General features: G+C 35.6%; 22 protein-coding genes. 10 read left to right on the plus strand and 12 right to left on the minus strand.

What is annotated here, in order from left to right; all coding sequences use genetic code 11:
• The first annotated feature begins 105 nt into the window (after positions 1-105).
• The 6 genes from nifJ to CAV_RS08235 all read left to right on the plus strand — a co-directional run bounded on the left by nifJ (position 106) and on the right by CAV_RS08235 (position 7,679).
• Positions 106-3,681 (plus strand): pyruvate:ferredoxin (flavodoxin) oxidoreductase, encoded by a 3,576-nt coding sequence (nifJ, locus tag CAV_RS08210; protein ID WP_094324357.1) that lies wholly within the window; start codon positions 106-108, stop codon positions 3,679-3,681.
• Positions 3,682-3,763: 82 nt separating this feature from the next.
• The gene (locus CAV_RS08215) at positions 3,764-4,003 is read left to right on the plus strand and encodes a hypothetical protein (protein WP_094324358.1); all 240 of its coding nucleotides are present in this window, start codon (positions 3,764-3,766) and stop codon (positions 4,001-4,003) included.
• Positions 3,984-5,360, plus strand: coding sequence for a pilus (MSHA type) biogenesis protein MshL (mshL, locus tag CAV_RS08220; protein ID WP_094324359.1), 1,377 nt, complete (start codon positions 3,984-3,986; stop codon positions 5,358-5,360). Before CAV_RS08215 ends, mshL begins: the two co-directional genes overlap by 20 nt.
• Positions 5,357-6,043: an ATP-binding protein gene (locus tag CAV_RS08225; RefSeq protein WP_094324360.1), complete on the plus strand. Its 687-nt coding sequence runs from the start codon at positions 5,357-5,359 to the stop codon at positions 6,041-6,043. The genes mshL and CAV_RS08225 overlap by 4 nt, the downstream gene beginning before the upstream one ends.
• A gap of 14 nt (positions 6,044-6,057) precedes the next feature.
• A complete protein-coding gene (locus tag CAV_RS08230) occupies positions 6,058-6,627 on the plus strand; it encodes a transformation system protein (protein ID WP_148131199.1) in 570 nt (189 codons plus the stop codon).
• 8 nt (positions 6,628-6,635) lie between these two features.
• On the plus strand, positions 6,636-7,679 hold the full coding sequence (locus CAV_RS08235) for an AI-2E family transporter (protein ID WP_094324362.1): 1,044 nt from the start codon (positions 6,636-6,638) through the stop codon (positions 7,677-7,679).
• On the opposite strand, the gene CAV_RS08240 is transcribed toward CAV_RS08235, so the two are convergent.
• The 8 genes from CAV_RS08240 to recA form a co-directional block, all read right to left on the minus strand.
• A complete protein-coding gene (locus CAV_RS08240) occupies positions 7,676-8,185 on the minus strand; it encodes a DUF2393 family protein (protein WP_094324363.1) in 510 nt (169 codons plus the stop codon). The genes CAV_RS08235 and CAV_RS08240 overlap by 4 nt on opposite strands.
• Entirely contained in the window at positions 8,186-8,719 is a 534-nt protein-coding gene (locus tag CAV_RS08245) for a DUF2393 family protein (RefSeq protein ID WP_094324364.1), read from the minus strand. It lies immediately after the preceding gene.
• Between the two features lie 10 nt (positions 8,720-8,729).
• Positions 8,730-9,782 carry a prohibitin family protein gene (locus CAV_RS08250; RefSeq protein ID WP_094324365.1) on the minus strand — a complete coding sequence of 351 codons (1,053 nt, stop codon included), beginning with the start codon at positions 9,780-9,782 and terminating at the stop codon, positions 8,730-8,732.
• A gap of 10 nt (positions 9,783-9,792) precedes the next feature.
• Positions 9,793-10,710: a branched-chain-amino-acid transaminase gene (gene ilvE, locus CAV_RS08255; protein ID WP_094324366.1), complete on the minus strand. Its 918-nt coding sequence runs from the start codon at positions 10,708-10,710 to the stop codon at positions 9,793-9,795.
• 49 nt (positions 10,711-10,759) lie between these two features.
• A complete protein-coding gene (locus tag CAV_RS08260) occupies positions 10,760-11,419 on the minus strand; it encodes an AMIN domain-containing protein (RefSeq protein ID WP_094324367.1) in 660 nt (219 codons plus the stop codon).
• Positions 11,416-11,562 (minus strand): hypothetical protein, encoded by a 147-nt coding sequence (locus CAV_RS08265; RefSeq protein WP_094324482.1) that lies wholly within the window; start codon positions 11,560-11,562, stop codon positions 11,416-11,418. Before CAV_RS08265 ends, CAV_RS08260 begins: the two co-directional genes overlap by 4 nt.
• Positions 11,563-11,678: 116 nt before the next feature.
• Positions 11,679-12,923, minus strand: coding sequence for a phosphopyruvate hydratase (gene eno / locus CAV_RS08270; protein WP_094324368.1), 1,245 nt, complete (start codon positions 12,921-12,923; stop codon positions 11,679-11,681).
• Positions 12,924-13,955: a recombinase RecA gene (gene recA, locus CAV_RS08275; protein ID WP_094324369.1), complete on the minus strand. Its 1,032-nt coding sequence runs from the start codon at positions 13,953-13,955 to the stop codon at positions 12,924-12,926.
• A gap of 110 nt (positions 13,956-14,065) precedes the next feature.
• On the opposite strand from recA, the gene CAV_RS08280 reads away from it, so the two are divergent.
• The 3 genes from CAV_RS08280 to CAV_RS08290 are packed head-to-tail and all read left to right on the plus strand — an operon-like array spanning position 14,066 to position 16,008.
• Positions 14,066-14,929: a menaquinone biosynthesis family protein gene (locus CAV_RS08280; RefSeq protein ID WP_094324370.1), complete on the plus strand. Its 864-nt coding sequence runs from the start codon at positions 14,066-14,068 to the stop codon at positions 14,927-14,929.
• Positions 14,930-14,968: 39 nt separating this feature from the next.
• Positions 14,969-15,235 carry a flagellar biosynthesis protein FliQ gene (gene fliQ, locus CAV_RS08285; protein ID WP_094324371.1) on the plus strand — a complete coding sequence of 89 codons (267 nt, stop codon included), beginning with the start codon at positions 14,969-14,971 and terminating at the stop codon, positions 15,233-15,235.
• Positions 15,232-16,008, plus strand: coding sequence for a UDP-N-acetylmuramate dehydrogenase (locus tag CAV_RS08290; RefSeq protein ID WP_094324372.1), 777 nt, complete (start codon positions 15,232-15,234; stop codon positions 16,006-16,008). Before fliQ ends, CAV_RS08290 begins: the two co-directional genes overlap by 4 nt.
• 93 nt (positions 16,009-16,101) lie before the next feature.
• Here the strand turns inward: CAV_RS08290 and aroC are convergent, their stop codons facing one another.
• From aroC to CAV_RS08310, 4 genes are read right to left on the minus strand one after another with little or no spacing between them, the layout of a single operon-like run.
• A complete protein-coding gene (gene aroC, locus CAV_RS08295; protein WP_094324373.1) occupies positions 16,102-17,193 on the minus strand; it encodes a chorismate synthase in 1,092 nt (363 codons plus the stop codon).
• Positions 17,190-17,852: a ribonuclease III gene (rnc, locus tag CAV_RS08300; protein WP_094324374.1), complete on the minus strand. Its 663-nt coding sequence runs from the start codon at positions 17,850-17,852 to the stop codon at positions 17,190-17,192. Before rnc ends, aroC begins: the two co-directional genes overlap by 4 nt.
• 2 nt (positions 17,853-17,854) lie before the next feature.
• Complete coding sequence (gene rnhA / locus CAV_RS08305; RefSeq protein WP_094324375.1) at positions 17,855-18,292, minus strand: ribonuclease HI; 438 nt, start codon at positions 18,290-18,292, stop codon at positions 17,855-17,857.
• Positions 18,292-19,248, minus strand: coding sequence for a tetratricopeptide repeat protein (locus CAV_RS08310; RefSeq protein WP_094324376.1), 957 nt, complete (start codon positions 19,246-19,248; stop codon positions 18,292-18,294). Before CAV_RS08310 ends, rnhA begins: the two co-directional genes overlap by 1 nt.
• Positions 19,249-19,347: 99 nt before the next feature.
• Between CAV_RS08310 and CAV_RS08315 the strand changes: the two genes are divergently transcribed.
• The gene (locus CAV_RS08315; RefSeq protein WP_094324377.1) at positions 19,348-20,436 is read left to right on the plus strand and encodes an NAD(P)-dependent alcohol dehydrogenase; all 1,089 of its coding nucleotides are present in this window, start codon (positions 19,348-19,350) and stop codon (positions 20,434-20,436) included.
• The last annotated feature ends 120 nt before the right edge of the window (positions 20,437-20,556 follow it).

A 20,556-nucleotide genomic window follows, 5' to 3' on the forward strand; every position in this document is an offset into this window, starting at 1 on the left:
TCCTTACTGCAAAATATTTATTTTCCTAATATTTTTTTTTAATATAATTTTAATTTAATAAGTTGTATATTAAAAGATTAGAAAAAATGAGAAAAGGACTTTATGATGGCTAAAATTATGAAAACAATGGACGGCAACGAAGCCGCCGCTTATGCTTCCTATGCCTTCACGGAAGTTGCTGGTATATATCCTATAACACCTTCTTCGCCTATGGCCGATCACACTGATATGTGGGCTGCTGAGGGAAAGAAAAATCTTTTTGGAAATACAGTGAAAGTTGTAGAAATGCAAAGCGAAGCAGGTGCTGCTGGAACCGTGCATGGTTCTTTACAAGCTGGTGCTTTGACCACAACATATACAGCTTCTCAAGGTTTGTTATTAAAAATTCCTAATATGTATAAAATAGCTGGCCAGCTACTGCCTTGCGTTATACATGTGGCGGCTAGATCTTTAGCTTCGCAAGCCTTGTCTATATTTGGAGACCATCAAGATGTTTATGCTGCCAGACAAACAGGCTTTGCCCTGCTTTGCTCTCATTCGGTGCAAGAAGTTATGGATTTAGCGGGCTTGGCGCATTTGGCGGCCATAAAAGGAAGAGTGCCATTTTTACATTTTTTTGATGGTTTTAGAACAAGTCATGAAATTCAAAAAATAGAACTTATGGATTACGCTGACTTTGATAGATTGTTAGATAAAGACGCTGTAAGAGCATTTAAAGAATCTTGCTTAAATCCAGAAAATCCAAAAACACGCGGAACAGCACAAAACGACGATATATATTTTCAAACAAGAGAGCTTTCAAACAAATACTACGACGCATTACCAGATGTGGTAAATGAGTATATGAAAGAAATTTCAAAGATAACAGGTAGAACATACAAGCCTTTTACATACTATGGAGATGAAAAAGCTACTAAAATCATCATAGCCATGGGTTCTGTTACGCAAACCATAGAACAAGTTGTAGACTTTTTAGCTGCCAAAGGAGAAAAAGTAGGTCTTGTCAAGGTTCATTTGTATAGACCATTTAGCTTAAAATATTTCTTTGATGTGATTCCTGATACAGTTGAAAAAATCGCTGTTTTAGACAGAACAAAAGAGCCAGGCAGCATAGGCGAACCTTTATATCTAGATGTTAGAGCCGCCTTTTATGAAAAAGAAAAAACCCCTCTGATAGTAGGAGGAAGATACGGTTTATCATCAAAAGATGTTGACCCTTCGCAAATAATATCTGTATTTGAAAATTTAGATAAAAAAGAACCTAAAAACAACTTCACAGTTGGTATAGTAGATGATGTGACAAACACTTCTTTAGAATTAAAAGAAAAGATGTCGCTTAGCAATGAAAGCACCACCGAGTGTTTATTTTACGGCTTGGGAGCTGATGGAACTGTTGGAGCTAACAAAAATTCTATCAAAATCATAGGCGATAATACAGACTTTTACGCACAAGCTTATTTTGCTTACGATTCTAAGAAATCAGGCGGCTACACAAGGTCTCACCTAAGATTTTCCAAAAAGCCTATCCGCTCTACTTATCTCGTATCAACTCCGCACTTTGTGGCTTGTTCTGTTGCTGCTTACCTTGAAACCTACGATGTTTTAGCAGGCATAAGAGAAAATGGAACCTTTCTTTTAAACAGCATATGGAACGCAAACGACACCATAAAACATATACCAAACAAGGTAAAAAGGGTACTAGCGCAAAAAAAGATAAATTTCTACATCATAAACGCTACAAAATTAGCTAGAGATATAGGACTTGGAAGCAGGACAAATACCATTATGCAATCAGCCTTTTTCAAGCTAACAGCAATCATAGACTTTGAAAAAGCAAAAGAATATATGAAAAAACTAGCCCACAAAACATACAGCAAAAAAGGCGATGCTATAGTTGAGATGAACTATAAGGCCATAGACATAGGAGGCGATGGCTTAGTTAAGATAGATGTAGATCCTTCTTGGGCTAATCTTGAGGATGAAACAAGCACTAATATAAGCTACAAGGGAACCGAATTCGTAGAAAACATAGTAAAACCTATGAACGCAGCAAAGGGAGATGAGCTTAAGGTGTCTGATTTCTTAGGCTATGAAGATGGAAGCTTTGAGCACGGAACTACTGAATTTGAAAAAAGAGGCGTGGGCGTTATGGTGCCTAGATGGATAGAAGCAAATTGTATCCAGTGTAATCAATGTGCCTCTGTTTGCCCTCACGCTGTTATTAGACCGTTCCTAATAAATGATGAGGAATTTAACGCAGCGCCACATGGAGTTAAAGAACACGCCCTAGACGCCAAAGGCACTAAGGGAGAAAAACTTAAATTTAAAATTCAAGTATCACCGCTTGACTGCACAGGTTGCGAGCTTTGCGTTCATGAGTGCCCTACTAAAGAAAAATCCTTAGTAATGGTGCCTTTAGATGAGGAAGTTGATTTTGGAGAGCAAGAAAACGCTGATTATTTATTCAAAAAAATAAGCTATAAAGACAATATCTTATCAAAAGAAACACTAAAAGGCGCGCAGTTTTCTCAACCTTTATTTGAATTCCACGGAGCCTGTCCTGGATGTGGGGAAACTCCTTATATAACCTTAGTTACTAGGTTATTTGGCGAAAGGATGATTATAGCAAACGCAACAGGTTGTAGCTCTATTTATGGCGGTTCTGCTCCTTCTACTCCTTATAGAAAGAGTGTAAAAAATGGCCATGGGCCTGCTTGGGCGAATTCTTTATTTGAGGATAATGCAGAATTTGGACTTGGAATGAGCATAGCCACTGAAAGCAATAGAAACAGAATAGAAAATATAATGAATGAAAATATGCAAACAGTGCCAAATTCATTATCCGCCCTCTTTAAAGAATGGATAGCTAACAAAAATGACGCTTCTGCTTCTATGGAGCTTAGGGATAAATTAGTACCTTTATTAGAAGCAAACAAAGATAATAAGGCTATAAGAGATATCTTAGAATTAAAACAATTCTTAAGCAAAAAATCTCACTGGATTTTTGGTGGAGACGGCTGGGCTTATGATATAGGTTATGGCGGACTTGACCATGTCTTAGCAAGTGGAGAAAATGTAAATGTACTAGTCCTAGACACTGAAGTTTACTCAAACACCGGAGGACAAAGCTCAAAATCCTCAAGAACCGGCTCAGTAGCTCAATTTACTGCCTCTGGAAAACCTGTGCAAAAGAAAGACTTAGGTCAAATAGCTATGACTTACGGATATATCTTCGTAGCACAAGTAAATTCAAGTGCGAATTATAACCACTTACTAAAAGCTATCTTAGCTGCTGAAGCTTACGACGGACCATCTTTGGTAATTTGTTATTCACCTTGTATAGCACACGGTATAAAAGGTGGACTTGGATACTCTGGAAACCAAGGAGAGCTAGCTACTAAGTGCGGATATTGGCCTTTATACACCTTTGACCCAAGACTTCAAGATGAGGGTAAAAATCCTCTAGTTTTAGCCTCCTCAAAAGAGCCTGATTGGGACCTTTATGAAAGCTTTTTGATGAACGAGGTTCGTTATAATTCTCTTAAGAAAAGCAACCCAGGCCACGCTCAAGAATTATTTGACAAAAACAAGGCAGATTCTCAAAGAAGATATAGGCAGCTAAAAAGATTAGCAAGTGCTGATTTTAGCGACGAAAAAGGTCAAAGACATAAAAAAGATTAAAGTCCTAATCTTGTTCTTACTCCTAATATCGACTATAAAAGCTGATATTAGGAGCTTTCTACACAACAAGGCTTCATTTACTATGCTAGATGAAATAAAAGACCCCTTTTTTGAACAAGACGAGCAAAAAAAAACAAAGCTCAAACTACAAGCAATCCTAGATAACAAAGCCAAAATAAATGGTTTATGGTATATGCAAGGCGATTACATAGACGATGCAAAAATCATCAGCATAAAAGATAACAAAATTTTGTTACAAGGCTTAAGTGGCGATTTCTACTTAGACATCGAAAGGAAATCTCATAAAATTAGCATTAATTAGTCTAAGTTTATTTCTTTGCTTAAATTTACACGCAACTTGCTCTTCAAGGCTGTTTGATGTGGCTGTTGTAAGTGAGTTAAGCAACTACGAAATTTTAGAGCATTTCTCAAAATTATGTTCTTTTAGCATCATCTTAAAAGATGACTTAGCGAAAGAAAAATTAGAACTTATGCAAAAAAATATAAACGCAAAGCAAGTAAATTTGGACGAACTTTTTGACTTGCTTATAAAAGAACAAAACCTGCATTACGATTATAACGGCAAAATTTTACGCATTTCTAGCATAAAAACACAAAGTTTTAAGTTAAATTATATCACCTCCGTGCGAGAGGGACAAAGCGTAACAAAGGCATCGGTGGATTCTAAATCCATACAAAATGACTACTCAAATACGGATGTAAATCTAGATGATAATATGATAAAAAGTTTAGAAAAATTTGATTTTTGGCAAAATATAGAAAAAGAAATACAAGCTATCTTAAGCAGCGAAAATGAAAAAGCAGCAAGCCCGATAATCAATCAAAATGCAGGCTTAATAACAGTAAGCGGGAGCGCGAAACAGCTTCAAAGAGTGCAAACATACATACAAAATTTACAAAACAGGCTTAAAAAACAAGTCATAATCGATGTAAGCATTATAGCTGTAAGCCTTGATAAAAGCAGTTCTAGCGGGATTAATTGGCAAAATTTTAACCTAACGCTTAATTCTAATAATCAAGAAAATGCTGCGAATAATGGATTTATCTTGAATTTAGGCCTAAATGCGAATTTAGACTCTGTGATGAATTTCTTATCTCAAAATGGCAAGACAAGAACCCTATCAAACCCAAAACTACTAGCCCTAAACAACCAGCAAGCAATCATTTCTGTGGGAGATACCATAAACTATCAAGTAAGAGAAAGCTCAAAAAGCACGGAAAGCGGCACGACTGTTAGCGAAAGCTACAATAACTACTCTATTTTTGTGGGAATTTTGCTAAATATCTTGCCAGAAATTTCAGATGATGGCAAAATCATGCTTAGAATTAACCCATCTTTAAGTTCCTTTAAATACGCACAAGATAATAAAAGACAAGAAAGTCCCCGCACGATAGCACCAGATACAGTGCAAAAAAAGCTATCCACTGTAGTATCTATGGAAAATGAGCAAACACTGATTTTAGGTGGCTTGATAAGTCATAGCGATTCTACAGATGAAAGCTCTGTAAATTTCTTATCAAAAATTCCTGTCCTATCGTGGTTTTTTGAAGGCTCAAACGAGGTCTCAAGCTCAACTGAAATAGTTTTCATAATAAAGCCAATTATCATAGATACGCAAGAAGCACCTACCTTGAGTGATTTGGGTTTTTCCATATGAGTGTTTTTGTTGATTTAAAATCCCAAAATTTAGCCCTAACTAGCCTAAAAAACGCTTTAGAAAACAAGGCAAAAATCATCTTGCTGCTTGGAAAAAGCGGAACCGGAAAAAGCTTTTTGCTAGATACAATCAGCAAAAAATATGATTTTATTTTATTTAAAAAGCCATTTTTTAACGAGGAGGAGTTAAGCTCAAATATAGCAAATGCTGTTTTAAAACAGGATATAAAACCTTCTTTTGATGAGCTTTACAAGCTTTTGTCCAAAGAAAAAGGACATTTTGTCTTGATTTTTGATGAATTTGGAATGTATGAGGATGTTTTGCTTGAAAGGCTTAGAATTTTAAGCGAATTAAACTGCCTAAGTCTTGTTTTTAGCACGCACAAAAAGCACAAATTACTAGAAAAAGAGCATTTTGCAAGCAGAATAAGCAAGGAAATAATCTTAGAACAAGCCAAAAAAGAGGAATTAAAATATTATCTAAAAGAAAAATACAACACCGTATTCAACACATCCTGCCTTAGCTTTTTAGCCAAAAAAAGCCTCTTAAATTTAAGAACAGTTGACAAGCTTTTAAACACATTTAAAGAGCTTGAACTGCATTACGAAAAAGCTAGGAAAACTAAAGATAATAAAAGCTTACTAGAACTTAGCGCACTTCATCACGGGATAATAAAAGCATGATTAGCAGCTTGCAAGTGGAAGAATTAGAAAAAATACATAAAAAATACAAGCTAAAAATTTATCTTAAAAGAGCTTTTTATGTGTTTTTGCTTTTACTTGTAGCGTTTTTATCTTATATCATTTTTGAACATAAAAAAGAAAAGGAACAAAACCTAAACACAGCCTTAGAAGAAAAAAGAAAACTTAGCAAAAAGCTACAAGAAGCAAAAATTCAGCTGAGTAAGGCCGAAGTATTAAAAAACAAAAAGCAGCCTTTAAACAATGAAGAAAAAGATGAGAAAATTACAATCAAAAGCTATAATATAAGCGTTTCTAAAGCAAAGCAAGAATTTTACAAAGAACAAAGCTTCTCAAAGGCTATATTGCTAGCAAAGCTTTACTTAGATAGACAAGAGTATGAAAAAAGTGTATTTTGGAGCCTTAAGGCAAATTCCTTGGATAAAAATTCCCAGCACTCTTGGCTTTTATTCGCAAGAGCAAAAAAAGCTATGGGCAAAAACCTTGAGGCCAAAAAGGCCTTAGATACTTATGTTAAATTTTATGGCTTTAACGATATGCAAAGCTTTGATATAAAAGATTTTTAGGAGTGTATATGCAGCAAGGTAGGTTATTTTTCGCAGCTTTTATGCTGGTTGTTTTGTGTCTTCTTTTGTATCTTTTTAAAAGTTTTTTATTGGTCATTTCCATCGGTTGTCTAATGGCCGTTGCCACATCAAACATCAATGTGTATTTTTTAAAATTAACAAAGGGGAATAAACTTTTAGCCTCTTCCCTTACAACCATACTTGTATCATCTTTTTTAATCCTTCCTTTTTTATACGCCTTGATACAAATTGGCATAATGCTGAAGAATTTCGATTACAGCACAATCACAAATACCATAAATTACATCAAAAACTATCATTTTGATTTGCCTGAGTCTATGAATTTTATAGAGCCTAAGATAAGGGAGTTTTTATCAAGCATAGATTTAAATTCAATCACAAGAAATATATTCACATACATTAGCAATTTTACAAAAACAGGCGTGCATGTAGTAAGCGATATAGCCTTAATATGCGTTTTTTACTTTTTTGCGAATTTATACGGCACGCAGTTGCTTTTATATATCAAATCAATAGTTCCTATCGACAAAAAGGAGCTTGGCGAGGTATTATCAGAGGTTGCAAATGTCATGTCTGTGGTGCTTTACTCTATGATTTTGGCGGCGATTTTACAAGGGCTTTTATTTTCCTTTGTAATAGTATTTTTTGGCTACGACCCTGTGCTGTGGGGAATTTTATTTGCCATTTCATCCATGATACCTGTGGTTGGAGGAGCCTTGATATATGTGCCGCTTAGCATATATGAATTTGCTTCAAACAACCTTTATGCCGCACTTTGGATTTTGCTTTACTCAATGGTAGTAATTTCATTTTTAGCAGATAATTTTGTAAAACCTTTGATAATAAAATGGATAAATGAAAAATTAGTGAAAAAACCAACAAAAATCAACGAGCTTTTAATCTTTTTAGCCATTTTAGCCGGAATTTCAAGCTTTGGTTTTTGGGGCATAATACTAGGCCCTGCCATACTAACATTTTTCATATCCACAATTAAAATGTATGTGATACTAAAGGAGAAAAACCTAGTCTAAATACAGTGCGTGGTGTGATAAAATTCAGCCCTGGTAAAACCTGGAGGAAAAGGGATACGCACATCAAAGTCCTTGTATGTGTGCCCCTCAAGTGTGTCTGAGATTAAAAGATTATAATGAACGCTGTTTTGTTGGTTTTGGGTATTTCTTACCTGATTTTGCTTAAAAACATCGTCTGAGGCGCCTACTTTATTTACTATGCTAAGTTTTAGGTAGCATTTTTGGATAGGGTATTTTGTTAAATTCGTAACCCTTCCCCTAACCAAAACAGTTTCTGTGCGTAAATTCCTAGTAAAGCTAACATCGCTCACCTCAGCCCTGATAGTATGCTCATCTATAGTTATAAACAAAGAATAAGAAATGATAAGAGTTGCGAAAAAATTTATACAGTAACACGCGATACTAGCTTGTAAATTTTTAACCTTTAAAAAAATCACAAGGGAAATCAGGGAAAAATTTAAGATAGCAATAACTATAACCGTGATGTGAAAAGCATTTAAGAGCATTTAAAAGCATTCGCTTTCTAGTTTGATACTATAATTCATATCTTTATTAAAATTATCAAATTTTATCCTATGACTTTGAGCCTCGTTTTTAGCCAGGGGCTTTTCTATGCTTTTGCTTTTTAGTCTAATAGGAATATAACTTTGCTTGTATTTTTCTAGCGTGCTTAAATTTGCGTCCGAATTTGTATTATAAATCTTTGCTATAATTTTGCAGTGAGAGAAATTGTATTTGGACTGATTTTTTATATTAACATCGATTACAAAATTTGAGCCTCCGTAAAAATTCTCATCCACAAGTTCAACAGTCCTAGTTCTCACCCTATCATCTATAAGCTTATAGCCAAAATAAGCAAAAACACAGCAAAAAACTATGTCAAAAAAGATAAATAAAAAAGCAATTATCGGTCTTTGATGAAAGATTACAGCAGGCAATAGCAAGGATACAAAAATAAAAAGAACCAAAAGAGCAAAAACAAAGTCTATAGTATATAAATTCTTTATATAAAATAGCAAACTTTGTTTTAGCTCAAGCATTTACAAATCCTTAATTCGCTCCCGTAGAGCTTTGTTTTTTAGCATCCTTTGTATCCACCCATATATTAGGCACAGCCCCGCCCGGAGTTAAGAAAATCTTAGCGTCTGTGTTTGCTTTTAAGGCTTCGTTAAATTTGCCTTGAACTTCTATCTGTCTTAAATTTAGCAAAGGAGTGTTAAGGCTGTTTGCTACCTCTTTGTTTGCATAAGCTTGTGCGTCAGCCTCTATCCTAGCTGCATCAGCCTTACCTTTTGCACTGATTATAGTTGCGTTTGCCTCACCCTCTGCTAGGGTGGCTCTTCTTATGGCTTCTTGAGTTGCTCTTTCTGCTTCTTGTCTGGCTATTTGCACCTTTTCTATCTGTTCTTTTACGCTAGGAGGTAAGATTATCTCTCTTAAATGCACATCTTGCAAATGCACGGGATTGTTTTGCAAAGAAGAGATGGTTTTTGTTATGCCCTCATTTATCTGTGAGGCTATGGCATTACGATTTGCTGGTAATTCCTCAGCTGTGTATTTACCTATAACGCTTTGTACCACATCTCTTACGGTTGGGTCTATTATCTTATTTTCCCAGTTTAAATTCCACATAGCTATAGTCCTTGGCACCTCGGTAGGATTTAAGCTATATTTTACTGTGATATTTACAAGCACGGTTAAGCCTCTTGAATCAAGCACCGAGATACTTGCCTTATCTACTATACCTGAATTTACCGCAAAGCTAGAAGCAGAATCCGAAGAAGTGTAAGTCATCTGTCTTTGTCTAGTATCTACTATGATGATTTTTTGAAAGATAGGCACAAAAAAGTGTAAGCCTGATTTTAAAGGCTCAGGATCATAACTACCTGTAGTTACTTTTATACCCATTTCTCCTTCATTTACTATGGCAAAGGGTCGTATTAAAACCAAGACTAATATTATAATTATAGCTGCGTAAATAAAGCCACTTGCCTTGCCAAAGCCCTTGAAATTTATATTTGGTGCTTTGAAATTAAAGCTTGATTTATTTTCATTGTTAGAATTTGATTTTTTCTTAAAATAATCATTTAAATCCGCTGGCATTTTCTTCCTTTTAAATGTAAGTTAGCATATCTTTATATTTGTCATTTTTCCCATAAACCACATCAAAAAAGGCATTTTGCAAACTATGAGTTATGTCTCCTCTTTTGCCATTGCCTATTATCCTTGCATCTACCTCGTTTATGGGAGTAAGTTCTGCTGCTGTGCCTGTGAAAAAGGCCTCATCAGCAGTATATACCTCGTCTCTGCTTATCCTTTGTCTTAGCACAGGTATGCTTAAGTCTTTTGCTAGTTTTAATACCATATCCTGTGTTATGCTCTTTAGTGAAAAATCATTTGGAGGGGTAATTAAGCAGCCATTTTTAACTATAAAAAAGCATTCTCCTGTGCCCTCAGCTATAAAGCCCTCCTCATCTAGCATTAAAGCTTCTTCATAACCTGCTTCTATGGCTTCGTATTTTGCCATTTGTGAATTTAGGTAGTTTGCACTTGATTTTGCCTTGCCCATAGAGGATTTTACGCTATTTCTAGCAAAGGATGAAATTTTAACCCTTATGCCTTTTTCAAGTCCTTCTTCTCCAAGATAAGCACCCCATTCCCAAGCCGCTATACCAACCCTTACCTTAGCTTTTGCGTGATAAAGTCCCATTATACCATCGCCTAAAAATATCAGCGGTCTTATGTAGGTGTTTGCCTTAAAGTTATTAGCCCTTAAAAGCTCGATTTGTGCCTTTTCTAGCTCATCTTGTGTGTAAGGGCTTTTAAGTAGGCAAATTTTAGCTGATTCAAGCAATCTTTTTGTGTGCTCTTTTAGTCTAAAAATAGCCAAACCCTTATCAGTCTTATAAGCTCTTGTTCCCTCAAAAACGGCATTTCCATAATGCAAAGAATGCGTTAAAAAGTGTAACTTAGCATCTTCAAAATTTATAAGCTCTCCATCAAGCCAAATTTTATCTGCTTTAATACTCATAAATAGCCTTTCTAAAAATTAAGATATTCTAACAAAAATAAGCTAATGCTTAAATCAGCGATATGGTGTATCCATCGGAATTTTTTTCTATATTGTAATTATACTTGCCATCAAGATAGATAACAAGCCTGTAGTAAGTGCCGTGAGAGCCTATACTAATCCTTTTAAAAGGTGCTTTTTTTAGACTTATATTTTTCGTGTTAAAAGCTACCTTTCTTTTAAAGTCTATGACTATCTTGCTAGGATTTCCAAGTGCAAAATCCCCAACTATCTCATCAACGCTTACAAGTTTTATACTTCTATCGTATGTTGCAAAGCTTAGAAAATCCTCTATCTTGCCATTTTCATTTGGAGACTGTATATTTAAAGATGAATTTATCTCGCCTGTTTTTTGCTCTGGTATGGTTACTGAAACATCCATAATAGGCGTTGAATTTGGATTTTGGGTTTTATTTTTTATGATAGAAAAATTATCGTGCCAATCAATGCTTTGATTGATATTTAAATCCATAGTCTTTTCACTACCATCAAAGCTGATGTAGGTGATTTTTACACTTTTTAAAATTCTTGCGTCTGAGCTAAATTTAAAATCCTCTTTTTCAAAGTTCTTAAGTTCAGCCTTTTGTATCTCCTTTGGCGCGATGAAAGGATTATCATTTGCGTAGGATAAAAGGAGTGTAAAAAAAAACAATGCACTAATTTTTCTCATTTTGGATACAATCCTTTCAGTTCGAAATAATCTTTTTGTGCTTCGGCATTTTGCTTTTTAAGCCAAACAATCCTTTTATTTAGCTCCTCCTTAGTAGCTTGCAAAGAAAGCAAGGTGTCCAAAGAGGACTGCCCAAAAAGCATATTGCCAAAATAAATGGCAGCCACTATAGCTAAGGCACCATAAGCAGTGCCTTTAAGCAGGTCTATGTAAAAATGTCTTTTCTTAACCCGCTCGTCATAATCTTTTAGTAAGTCGCTTATAATTTTTCTCCTAAATACTCATCATTTTCAAGCTCTATTTCAAGTAAGCGGTTGTATTTAGCTGTCCTTTCTCCTCTTGCTAGGGCTCCTGTTTTTATCTGTCCTGTGTTTAAAGCCACTGCAAAATCAGCTATAAAATCATCCTCGCTTTCTCCGCTTCTATGAGACATAATGCATTTGTAATTATTTCTTTGAGCTAAACGCACGGTTTTCATAGTTTGAGTAATTGTGCCTATTTGGTTTGGTTTTATTAGCACTGCGTTTGCCATTTTTTTGCTTATGCCATCTCTTAAAATTTCCTCATTTGTTACAAATAAATCATCGCCCACAAGCTGAATTTTATCTCCAAGCTTTTGAGTAAGTTTTATCCAGCCCTCATAATCATTTTCAGCCAAGCCATCTTCAATGCTTACTATAGGATACTTAGCACAAAGCTCTACATATCTATCTATAAGCTCATCGCTAGAAAGGCTTTTGTTTTCTAAGTGATATTTTCCATCCTTAAAAAGCTCCGTGCTAGCTACATCAAGGGCTAGTTTTATTTGCTTTTCATAACCTGCCTTTTTTATACAAGTCATTAGCAAATCAAGAGGCTCTGTATTATTTGCTAAATTTGGTGCAAAACCACCCTCATCACCCAAGGCAGTTGAGTGTCCTAAGGAGGCTAACTCGCCTTTTAAGACAGCATAAATTTCACACACAGAACGCAAAGCTTCTTTGAAGCTTGTAAAACCATAAGGCATTATCATAAATTCTTGAAAATCTACATTGTTATTTGCGTGTGCGCCTCCGTTTATGATGTTACACATAGGCACGGGTAAAATACTAGCATTTGCCCCGCCTAAGTAGCGATATAAAGGTATGTTTAAGGACTTTGCCACTGCTCTTGCATTTGCCATAGACACGCCAAGAGTTGCGTTAGCACCTAAATTTGAGTAATTTTTCGTGCCATCAAGCTCTCTTAAGCTTTCATCAAGTTGTGTTTGATTAAAGGCGTCAAGTCCTATGATGTTTTCAGCTATGCTTTCATTTACATTAGATATAGCTTTTAAAACCCCTTTTCCAAAGAATCTATCATCCTTATCCCTAAGCTCTAAGGCTTCTTTTGAGCCTGTGCTAGCTCCGCTTGGAACTATAGCCTTTCCCACAGAGCCATCACTTAGTGTAACTTGGGTTTTAAGTGTAGGATTGCCCCTGCTATCAAGCACTTCATAAGCCATTACATCCTCTATATAAAGCATTTACTCCTCCTCATTATCGTTTTCATCAGTGCTTAAAGCACCTTCTATGCCTATTGAATTTTTTATGGCAGCTACTATCTCATCTGCTATATCTTTATTTTCTTTTAAGAAAGCCTTAGCATTTTCTCTACCCTGTCCTAGTTTTTTAGCCTTGTAAGAAAACCAAGCTCCGCTCTTATCGATTATATCAAGCTTTACTCCGTAATCTACTATCTCGCCTTCCTTGCTAATGCCCTCGCCAAACATCACATCAAATTCAGCCTGTTTAAAGGGAGGTGCTACCTTGTTTTTAGCTATTTTTACCTTTACTCTATTGCCTATTGATTCTTCATTTTGCTTTAGTGTGGCTACCCTTCTTACATCAAGTCTTACGGAGGAGTAGAATTTAAGGGCATTTCCTCCTGTTGTGGTTTCTGGTGTGCCATAACCCATAGCACCTATTTTCATACGAATTTGATTTATAAAAATCACGGTTGTATTCATCTTATGCACTATGCCCGTTAGCTTTCTTAGGGCTTGAGACATAAGTCTTGCTTGAAGTCCAACATGTTGATCGCCCATATCTCCGTCAATCTCAGCCTTTGGAGTGAGTGCTGCTACGCTATCTACTACTATTAAATCAATTGCACCGCTTCTAGCTATGGTTTCTACTATCTCTAAGGCTTGCTCGCCAAAGTCTGGTTGAGAGATGTAAAGATTATCTGTATCCACTCCTAAATTTTTAGCATATCTTGTATCAAGTGCGTGTTCTGCGTCTATGAAAGCACAAACTCCGCCCGCTTTTTGACATTCTGCTATTATGTGTAGGGTAAGTGTTGTTTTTCCAGAGCTTTCAGGTCCGTAAATTTCAATTATCCTTCCCTTTGGCACCCCGCCTATTCCAAGTGCTAGATCAAGTCCTACCGAGCCTGTGCTGATTGAATCTATATGTTCAACTTCTTTATCTCCAAGCCTTAAAATAGTGCCTTTTCCAAAGGTTTTATCAAGACTTTTTAATGCTGCTTCTAGGGATTTTTTCTTATTTTCATCCATTGCTTTCCTTTTTAAATTAGCCCTAAATTCTACAATAAAGATTTTTAACATAAACTTTATTTTATGCTTTTATTTTGCTAGAATTTGATTTTATTTACAAAGGTTTTATAATGAGAAAAAAAGTAACAGTAGCACATTCGCCGGACGCAGATGATATATTTATGTATATGGCTGTTAAATTTGGTTGGCTAGGACAGGACTTTGACTTTGAAAATACAGCCTTAGATATACAAAGTTTAAATGAAAAGGCTTTAGAAAATTTGTATGATGTGAGTGCGATTTCCTTTGCTCTTTATCCTTTAATAGCCGATGAATACGCTCTTTTACGCACGGCAGTATCATTTGGCGAGGGTTATGGACCAAAGCTTATAAAGAAAAAAGATAAGATTTTAAAGAAAAATTTCAAGGTAGCCTTAAGCGGGGCACATACCACAAATGCCTTGCTTTTTAAGATGAGGTATAAGGAGGCTAGGATAGTTTATAAGAATTTTTTAGACATAGAAAAAGCTGTGCTTGAGGGCGAGGTTGATGCGGGTGTTTTGATACACGAAAGTATCTTAGAATTTGATGAGTCTCTTTGTGTTGAGGCTGAAATTTGGGATATATGGCTTGATTTTGTGAAAGAAGATTTACCCTTGCCGCTCGGTGGTATGGCTCTTAGACGCTCCTTACCCTTAAGCGATGCTATAAAGATAGAAAAAATTTTAACAAAGGCTGTTGATGTAGCACATAACAACCGCTTCATACTTTCTAAAATGCTTATGCAAAGAAAGATGATAAGAGTAGATGAGCAAAAGCTTGATCTGTATTTAAACCTTTATGCAAATAAAAATTCTATCTCTATGAGTGAGCTTCAGCTAAAAGCGGTAAATAAGCTTTTTGAGCTAGGTTTTAAGGCTGGATTTTATGAAAAAGCTATAGATGTGAAGGATTATTTGATACCGCTTGAGTATGAAGAGGCTAGGAATTCTTAAAAAAATTTGTTATCATTTTAAAAAATTTAAGGGCTATGTATGGAAAGTGCTTTAGTTGCAATTGGCGTTCAAACTTTTAAAATCACTCTTATGCTTTCTTTGCCTATGCTTTTAGCAGGGCTTATTGCCGGACTTATAATAAGCATTTTTCAAGCTACCACACAGATAAATGAAATGACACTTTCTTTCGTGCCTAAAATTTTACTCGTTGTTGTTGTGCTGATTTTTTTAATGCCTTGGATGATGAATGTTATGATAGATTTTACCACTAGCATTTTAAATCAAATTCCAAGCTTTATAAAATGATAATAGATTTTAAAAAATACTCCTCCGTAAAAATAGGCAAGGAATTTGAAGTCGAGCTCATAGATGAGATAAAGGAATTTGATGGCTTTATAGTGGGCGGTGCTAACAATCTTTTAGTTTCAAATGAGCCTAAAAAACTTGGACTTTTATCGCCTAACTTTGATTTTATAAACATACTTGAGCAAAATAAAAATTATATGCTTTTAGATATAGGCTGTGCTACAAAATCAAGTAAAATTTATAGCTTTGCAAAGAAACACAATCTAAAAGGCTTTGAGTTTTTATGCAAAATTCCCGGAACCCTTGGCGGGCTTATTAAGATGAATGCTGGTTTAAAAGATGAGGTGATTAGTAAAAATTTGCTTAGCATAAAAAGCTTTCAAAAAGAAAAGCAAAAAGAGGAGCTTGATTTTGCCTATAGATACTGCGGCGAAAAAGAGCTTATATTTTCAGCTAAATTTAAACTTGAGTATGGTTTTGATAGGCAAAAAGATGAGCTTTTAAGAGCTATGAGGGATAATCAACCAAGCGGGGCTTCTTTTGGCTCTGTCTTTAAAAATCCGCCCAATGACTACGCAGGACGGCTCATAGAAGCAGTGGGCTTAAAGGGCTTTGCAAAAAATGACGCGATGTTTAGTCAAAAGCATGCAAATTTTTTGATAAATAAAAAAAATGCCAGCTTTGAAGATGCTATCTTTTTGATAGAAGAAGCTGAAAAAAGAGTTTTTGAAAGCTTTGGCATAAATTTGCAAAGAGAGGTTGTGGTAATTTAAATTCAGTTTTATCTAACTTGTTTTGCTCTGCAAAATGCCGCAAGCACCGCAAAGTGCGGGCGTAAAATCCGCCCTAAATTTAACTTTAAGTTTTTAAGATAGCTTATAAGCCTTTTTTATCATGCTTAAATTTGAGCTCAAATTTAAAAGCAAGCAATCAGCCATAACAAGCCTTAACATAGCAGTACAAAGCACAGAGCCTCTTACGGCTACGCAAGGATCGTGTCTGCCTTTTATGAGGCATTTTACAGGCTCATTTTTTGTATTTATACTATCTTGTTCTAAAAATATCGAAGGCGTGGGCTTAAAATGAGTTTTTATCTCTATATTAGCTGCATTGCTAATGCCTCCTAAGATACCTCCTGAATGATTGCTTAAAAAGCCCTTTTGATTTAGGCAATCATTTGCCACACTTGCTCTCATCTTGCTAAGACTTACCCCGCTTCCTATCTCTACAGCCTTTACAGCATTTATTCCCATTAAAGCGTGGGCTATTTTGCTATCTAGCTTGTCATAAAGTGGCTCTCCAAGTCCTATAAAAGCATTTAAAACCCTAGAAAAAACCACTCCACCAACGCTATCTTTAGCATTTCTAGCCTCTAAAATTTCAGCCTTTAGCCCCTCTTCTAAGCCTTTATCAAGACAAAAAATTTCACTATCTTTAGCAAAGTCAAAGTCTAAATCCTCATTTTTAAGAGTGCTTTGCAAACTACCCACTCCTAAAATTCCACTTTCAACCTCTATGTTAAATTCCCTTAAAAGCATAGCGGCCACAGCCCCTGCAGCTACCCTTGCTACGCTTTCTCTAGCACTTGCCCTGCCCCCGCCTCTGTAATCTCTTATGCCGTATTTGTGAAAATAAGTAAAATCAGCGTGCGAGGGACGAAAAATATCCTTGATATTATCATAGTCTTTTGAGTGCTGATTTTCATTAAAAACCACTATGGCTATGGGAGTTCCTGTGGTGAAACCTTCAAAAACTCCGCTTAAAATTTCAGCCTTATCGCTTTCCTTTCTTTGGGTGCTAAATTTATTCTGCCCCGGCCTTCTTTTATCAAGCTCAGCTTGTAAAAAGTCATAATCAAATTTCACTCCGCTAGGCATACCATCTATCACGCAACCAAGTGCCTTGCCGTGACTTTCTCCAAAACTTGTAAATTTAAATCTAGTGCCAAAGCTATTCATAATAATCCTAACTTCTCAAGTGTAAGCCTTGCAGCTATTTGCTGGGCTTCTTTTTTCGTACCTGAAATGGCTCTTGCCATCTCTTTTCCGTTAAGCTCAAGTGCTATTTCAAATTTCTTTTTATGGTCAGGCCCAAAGGCTCTTAAGGTTATATACTCTGGCGTTTGAGCCATAGTAGCTTGGGTGTGTTCTTGAAGTTCAGTTTTATAATCTTTGCACAAATCAAGACTTATATCTGGGAAATTTTTTTGTATCAAAGCTAAAGAAATTTCTTTAGCCCTTTTAAAACCAGCTTCTAAAAATATCGCTCCTATGATGGCCTCAAAGGCATCTGAAAGGATGGAGGGCTTTTTGCGTCCGTTATTGCTTTGCTCTGAGGCTGACATAAGTATGAAAGTGCCTAGCTTTATGCTATTTGCTATCTTAGCAAAGGATTTTTCATTCACAAGGGCTGCTCTTAGCTTAGATAATTTTCCCTCAGCCACATCCTTAAATTTCTCAAACAAAAGCTCCGCCACTACCAAATCAAGCACCGCATCGCCTAAAAACTCAAGCCTTTCATTATGCTTAGCCCCGCTCTGGCTTTTATGCGTTATGGCTTGTTTTAAAAGCTCTTTATCCTTAAAGTCATATCCTAATTTTTTTTCTAAATCCCTCATCCTTACTCCATACTTTTTTGCAGTTTTAAAGCCTCGTTTCTAGCTAAAAAATCACATCTTTCATTTTCTTTGTGCCCATTATGTGCCTTTAGCCAAAAGGCTTTTATCCTGTGTTCTTTTGAAAGATTTAAGTACTCTTGCCACAAATCCACATTTTTTTTGCCCTTAAAATTTGTCTTAATCCACTTAAAAATCCACTCGTTTATGCTTTGAACCATTAAATTAGAATCTGTGTAAAGATTTATTTTACAAGGCTGTTTTATAAGCTTTAAAGCCTCGATGATAGCCTTTAGCTCCATTCTGTTATTAGTGGTATTTTGTTCTGCACCAAAACCTTCTTTTTCATAGTTTTTGGCCTCATATTTTAATATATAAGCCCAGCCGCCAATGCCTGGATTGCCAAGGCAAGAACCGTCTGTGTAAAGATTAATCTCTGGCATTAAGCTTTCACCTCATCATTTTTAACCTCATAAAGTATAGCACAAGTTCCAAATTCATAACAAAAAGGACAGTGGTAGAAAAATAAAGGAAGCTGAGTTTTACAAGATGAACAAAAATACGAAAAATCAAGCCTTGCCTTAAAATTCGCCCGAGTTAAAATATAAAGCATTTTAAAATTTGAATTTGTAAAAGTAAAATTTTGCGGCGCTTCTTTTAAGGAAATAGCATAAAAAAATTCATCAAAATTCTTATCCTCAATCAAGTCTTTATTAAAATACAAAAGATCGATTATATTTTCGAGTTCTTGTTTTTCATAGTGCTTAAAATTTTGATATACAAATCTTTTTAACATCTTACCTTTATCTTTTATCTTTGCGAAATTTAAGTCGGCATTTTTTTCTTTCATGAGCAAAATTTTTATGAAATTTTCCTCCTCTTTCGTATCCTCTCCTAACTCAAAAAGGCATAGCAAGGCTTGCAGGGCGTCATCGTATAATTTTAATTTTATATAAATTGTTTTTAAAAGCTTCAAGGCTTCTTTATTTCTGGGGCGAATTTGCAAGGCTTGCAGTAAAACATTCTTACTTTTTTCCAAAAACCCTGCCTTAAAATAAAGCTTAGAGAGTTCTAAAAAAATTTCCTCTTGCTCGTTTTTATCCTTTGTTTTTTCCAAAGCTATTAAATAAATTTGCGCAGCCTTTTCAAATTCGCCGCTCTTGGTAAAAACCAAAGCAAGAAAAAGCAAGGAAGAAAGGTTGAAATTTGAACCTCTTAAAAGCTCCTCATGAACTGAGGCGATTTCAAATTTTTTAACAAATTCCTCAAGCTTTTGCCTTTCGTCTTTATTGGCAAAAATTCTCCACACATAATGGCTAAGCGCAACTATAAAAACCAAAGCCACAAGAACAATAAGTCCGGTTATAGGGTCTCTGTATTCAACGAAGAAAAAATCCATGACAAAAGTATAACCAAAGATTATAAAATTTTACAAAATCCCCTTGACTTAGACTACTCTAATGTTATAATTACACAAAATTTTATACAAGGAGTTAGTATGCAAAAGCAACTTGAAGAGGTCAAAAACAAGGCTAGAATTTCAGCCACAGGCTTTGCCGTAGATAGCAAAAGCTCTAAATTTAAGCTCTTTAACTTCACAAGACATCCGCTTGGAGAAAAAGACATACTTATAGAAATTCTTTATGCTGGAATTTGTCATAGCGATATACACTCGGCTAGAAGCGAATGGGGCGAGGGAATTTACCCTATGGTGCCAGGACACGAGATAGCAGGAAAAGTTATAGCAGTGGGTGAAAAGGTAAAGAAATTTAAAGTGGGTGATTATGCCGGGGTTGGCTGTATGGTAAATTCTTGTAAAGAATGCGAGGCTTGTAAAAGCAGTCAAGAGCAGTTTTGTGAAAATGGCAAAACCGTCTTTACCTACAACTGCTTAGATTATTTTCACGGCGATGAGCCAACTTATGGAGGATATTCAAATAATATAGTAGTAGATGAGGACTTTGCAGTAACTGTGCCACAAAATGCACCACTTGAAAAGGTAGCACCTTTGCTTTGTGCTGGTATAACTACTTATTCTCCGCTTAAATTTAGCAAGATTGGCAAAGGAAGCAAGGTAGGAGTGGCTGGCTTTGGCGGAGTTGGGGTAATGGCTGTAAAATACGCTTTAAAAATGGGTGCTGAAGTTTTTGTATTTGCTAGAAATGAAAACAAAAAGGATGAGGCTTTGAAAATGGGCGTTAAGGCACTTTATACCACGGATAAATTAGGCGAAGTTAAGGAAAAATTTGATCTCATACTATCTACCATACCTACTGCTTATGAGCCAATGGATTATGTAAATTTATTAAAATATGAGGGAGAATTAGCCATAGTTGGCTTACCGCCTACGCAAGATTGCCCTAGTATAAATATAAAATCCTTAGTCTTTTCAGCTGGGAAAAAGGTTTATGGCTCTTTAATAGGCGGTATGAAAGAAACGCAAGAAATGCTTGACTTTTCCTTAGCAAATGAAATTTACCCAGAAACAGAGCTAATCTCAGTAAATCAAATAGATGAAGCCTATGATAAACTTACAAGTGGCAGGGCAAAATTTCGCTATGTTATAGATATGAAGAGCTTAAAATAAGCAAATAGCAAGGATAGCCTTATCCTTGCGTAAATTTTTCTTTCTAAACTTAAATTCACAGCAATAAGTTCTTTACACTAAAAAATAAAGCAAAAAAAGGAATGATTTTTGCTTGTTATG

Source organism: Campylobacter avium LMG 24591, from assembly GCF_002238335.1.
GTDB classification, from domain to species: Bacteria; Campylobacterota; Campylobacteria; order Campylobacterales; family Campylobacteraceae; genus Campylobacter_D; species Campylobacter_D avium.

Coding starts and splice junctions, on each gene's coding strand:
- aroC (WP_094324373.1), bottom strand. CDS start 17,193: ATGAATAGCTTTGGCACTAGATTTAAATTTACAAGTTTTGGAGAAAGT.
- eno (WP_094324368.1), bottom strand. CDS start 12,923: ATGCTTTATATAGAGGATGTAATGGCTTATGAAGTGCTTGATAGCAGG.
- CAV_RS08245 (WP_094324364.1), bottom strand. CDS start 8,719: ATGCTTGAGCTAAAACAAAGTTTGCTATTTTATATAAAGAATTTATAT.
- recA (WP_094324369.1), bottom strand. CDS start 13,955: ATGGATGAAAATAAGAAAAAATCCCTAGAAGCAGCATTAAAAAGTCTT.
- fliQ (WP_094324371.1), top strand. CDS start 14,969: ATGGAAAGTGCTTTAGTTGCAATTGGCGTTCAAACTTTTAAAATCACT.
- CAV_RS08280 (WP_094324370.1), top strand. CDS start 14,066: ATGAGAAAAAAAGTAACAGTAGCACATTCGCCGGACGCAGATGATATA.
- CAV_RS08265 (WP_094324482.1), bottom strand. CDS start 11,562: ATGCTTTTTGGGCAGTCCTCTTTGGACACCTTGCTTTCTTTGCAAGCT.
- CAV_RS08315 (WP_094324377.1), top strand. CDS start 19,348: ATGCAAAAGCAACTTGAAGAGGTCAAAAACAAGGCTAGAATTTCAGCC.
- CAV_RS08290 (WP_094324372.1), top strand. CDS start 15,232: ATGATAATAGATTTTAAAAAATACTCCTCCGTAAAAATAGGCAAGGAA.
- CAV_RS08250 (WP_094324365.1), bottom strand. CDS start 9,782: ATGCCAGCGGATTTAAATGATTATTTTAAGAAAAAATCAAATTCTAAC.
- CAV_RS08225 (WP_094324360.1), top strand. CDS start 5,357: ATGAGTGTTTTTGTTGATTTAAAATCCCAAAATTTAGCCCTAACTAGC.
- CAV_RS08235 (WP_094324362.1), top strand. CDS start 6,636: ATGCAGCAAGGTAGGTTATTTTTCGCAGCTTTTATGCTGGTTGTTTTG.
- CAV_RS08260 (WP_094324367.1), bottom strand. CDS start 11,419: ATGAGAAAAATTAGTGCATTGTTTTTTTTTACACTCCTTTTATCCTAC.
- nifJ (WP_094324357.1), top strand. CDS start 106: ATGGCTAAAATTATGAAAACAATGGACGGCAACGAAGCCGCCGCTTAT.
- CAV_RS08215 (WP_094324358.1), top strand. CDS start 3,764: ATGCTAGATGAAATAAAAGACCCCTTTTTTGAACAAGACGAGCAAAAA.
- ilvE (WP_094324366.1), bottom strand. CDS start 10,710: ATGAGTATTAAAGCAGATAAAATTTGGCTTGATGGAGAGCTTATAAAT.
- CAV_RS08240 (WP_094324363.1), bottom strand. CDS start 8,185: ATGCTCTTAAATGCTTTTCACATCACGGTTATAGTTATTGCTATCTTA.
- rnc (WP_094324374.1), bottom strand. CDS start 17,852: ATGAGGGATTTAGAAAAAAAATTAGGATATGACTTTAAGGATAAAGAG.
- CAV_RS08310 (WP_094324376.1), bottom strand. CDS start 19,248: ATGGATTTTTTCTTCGTTGAATACAGAGACCCTATAACCGGACTTATT.
- rnhA (WP_094324375.1), bottom strand. CDS start 18,292: ATGCCAGAGATTAATCTTTACACAGACGGTTCTTGCCTTGGCAATCCA.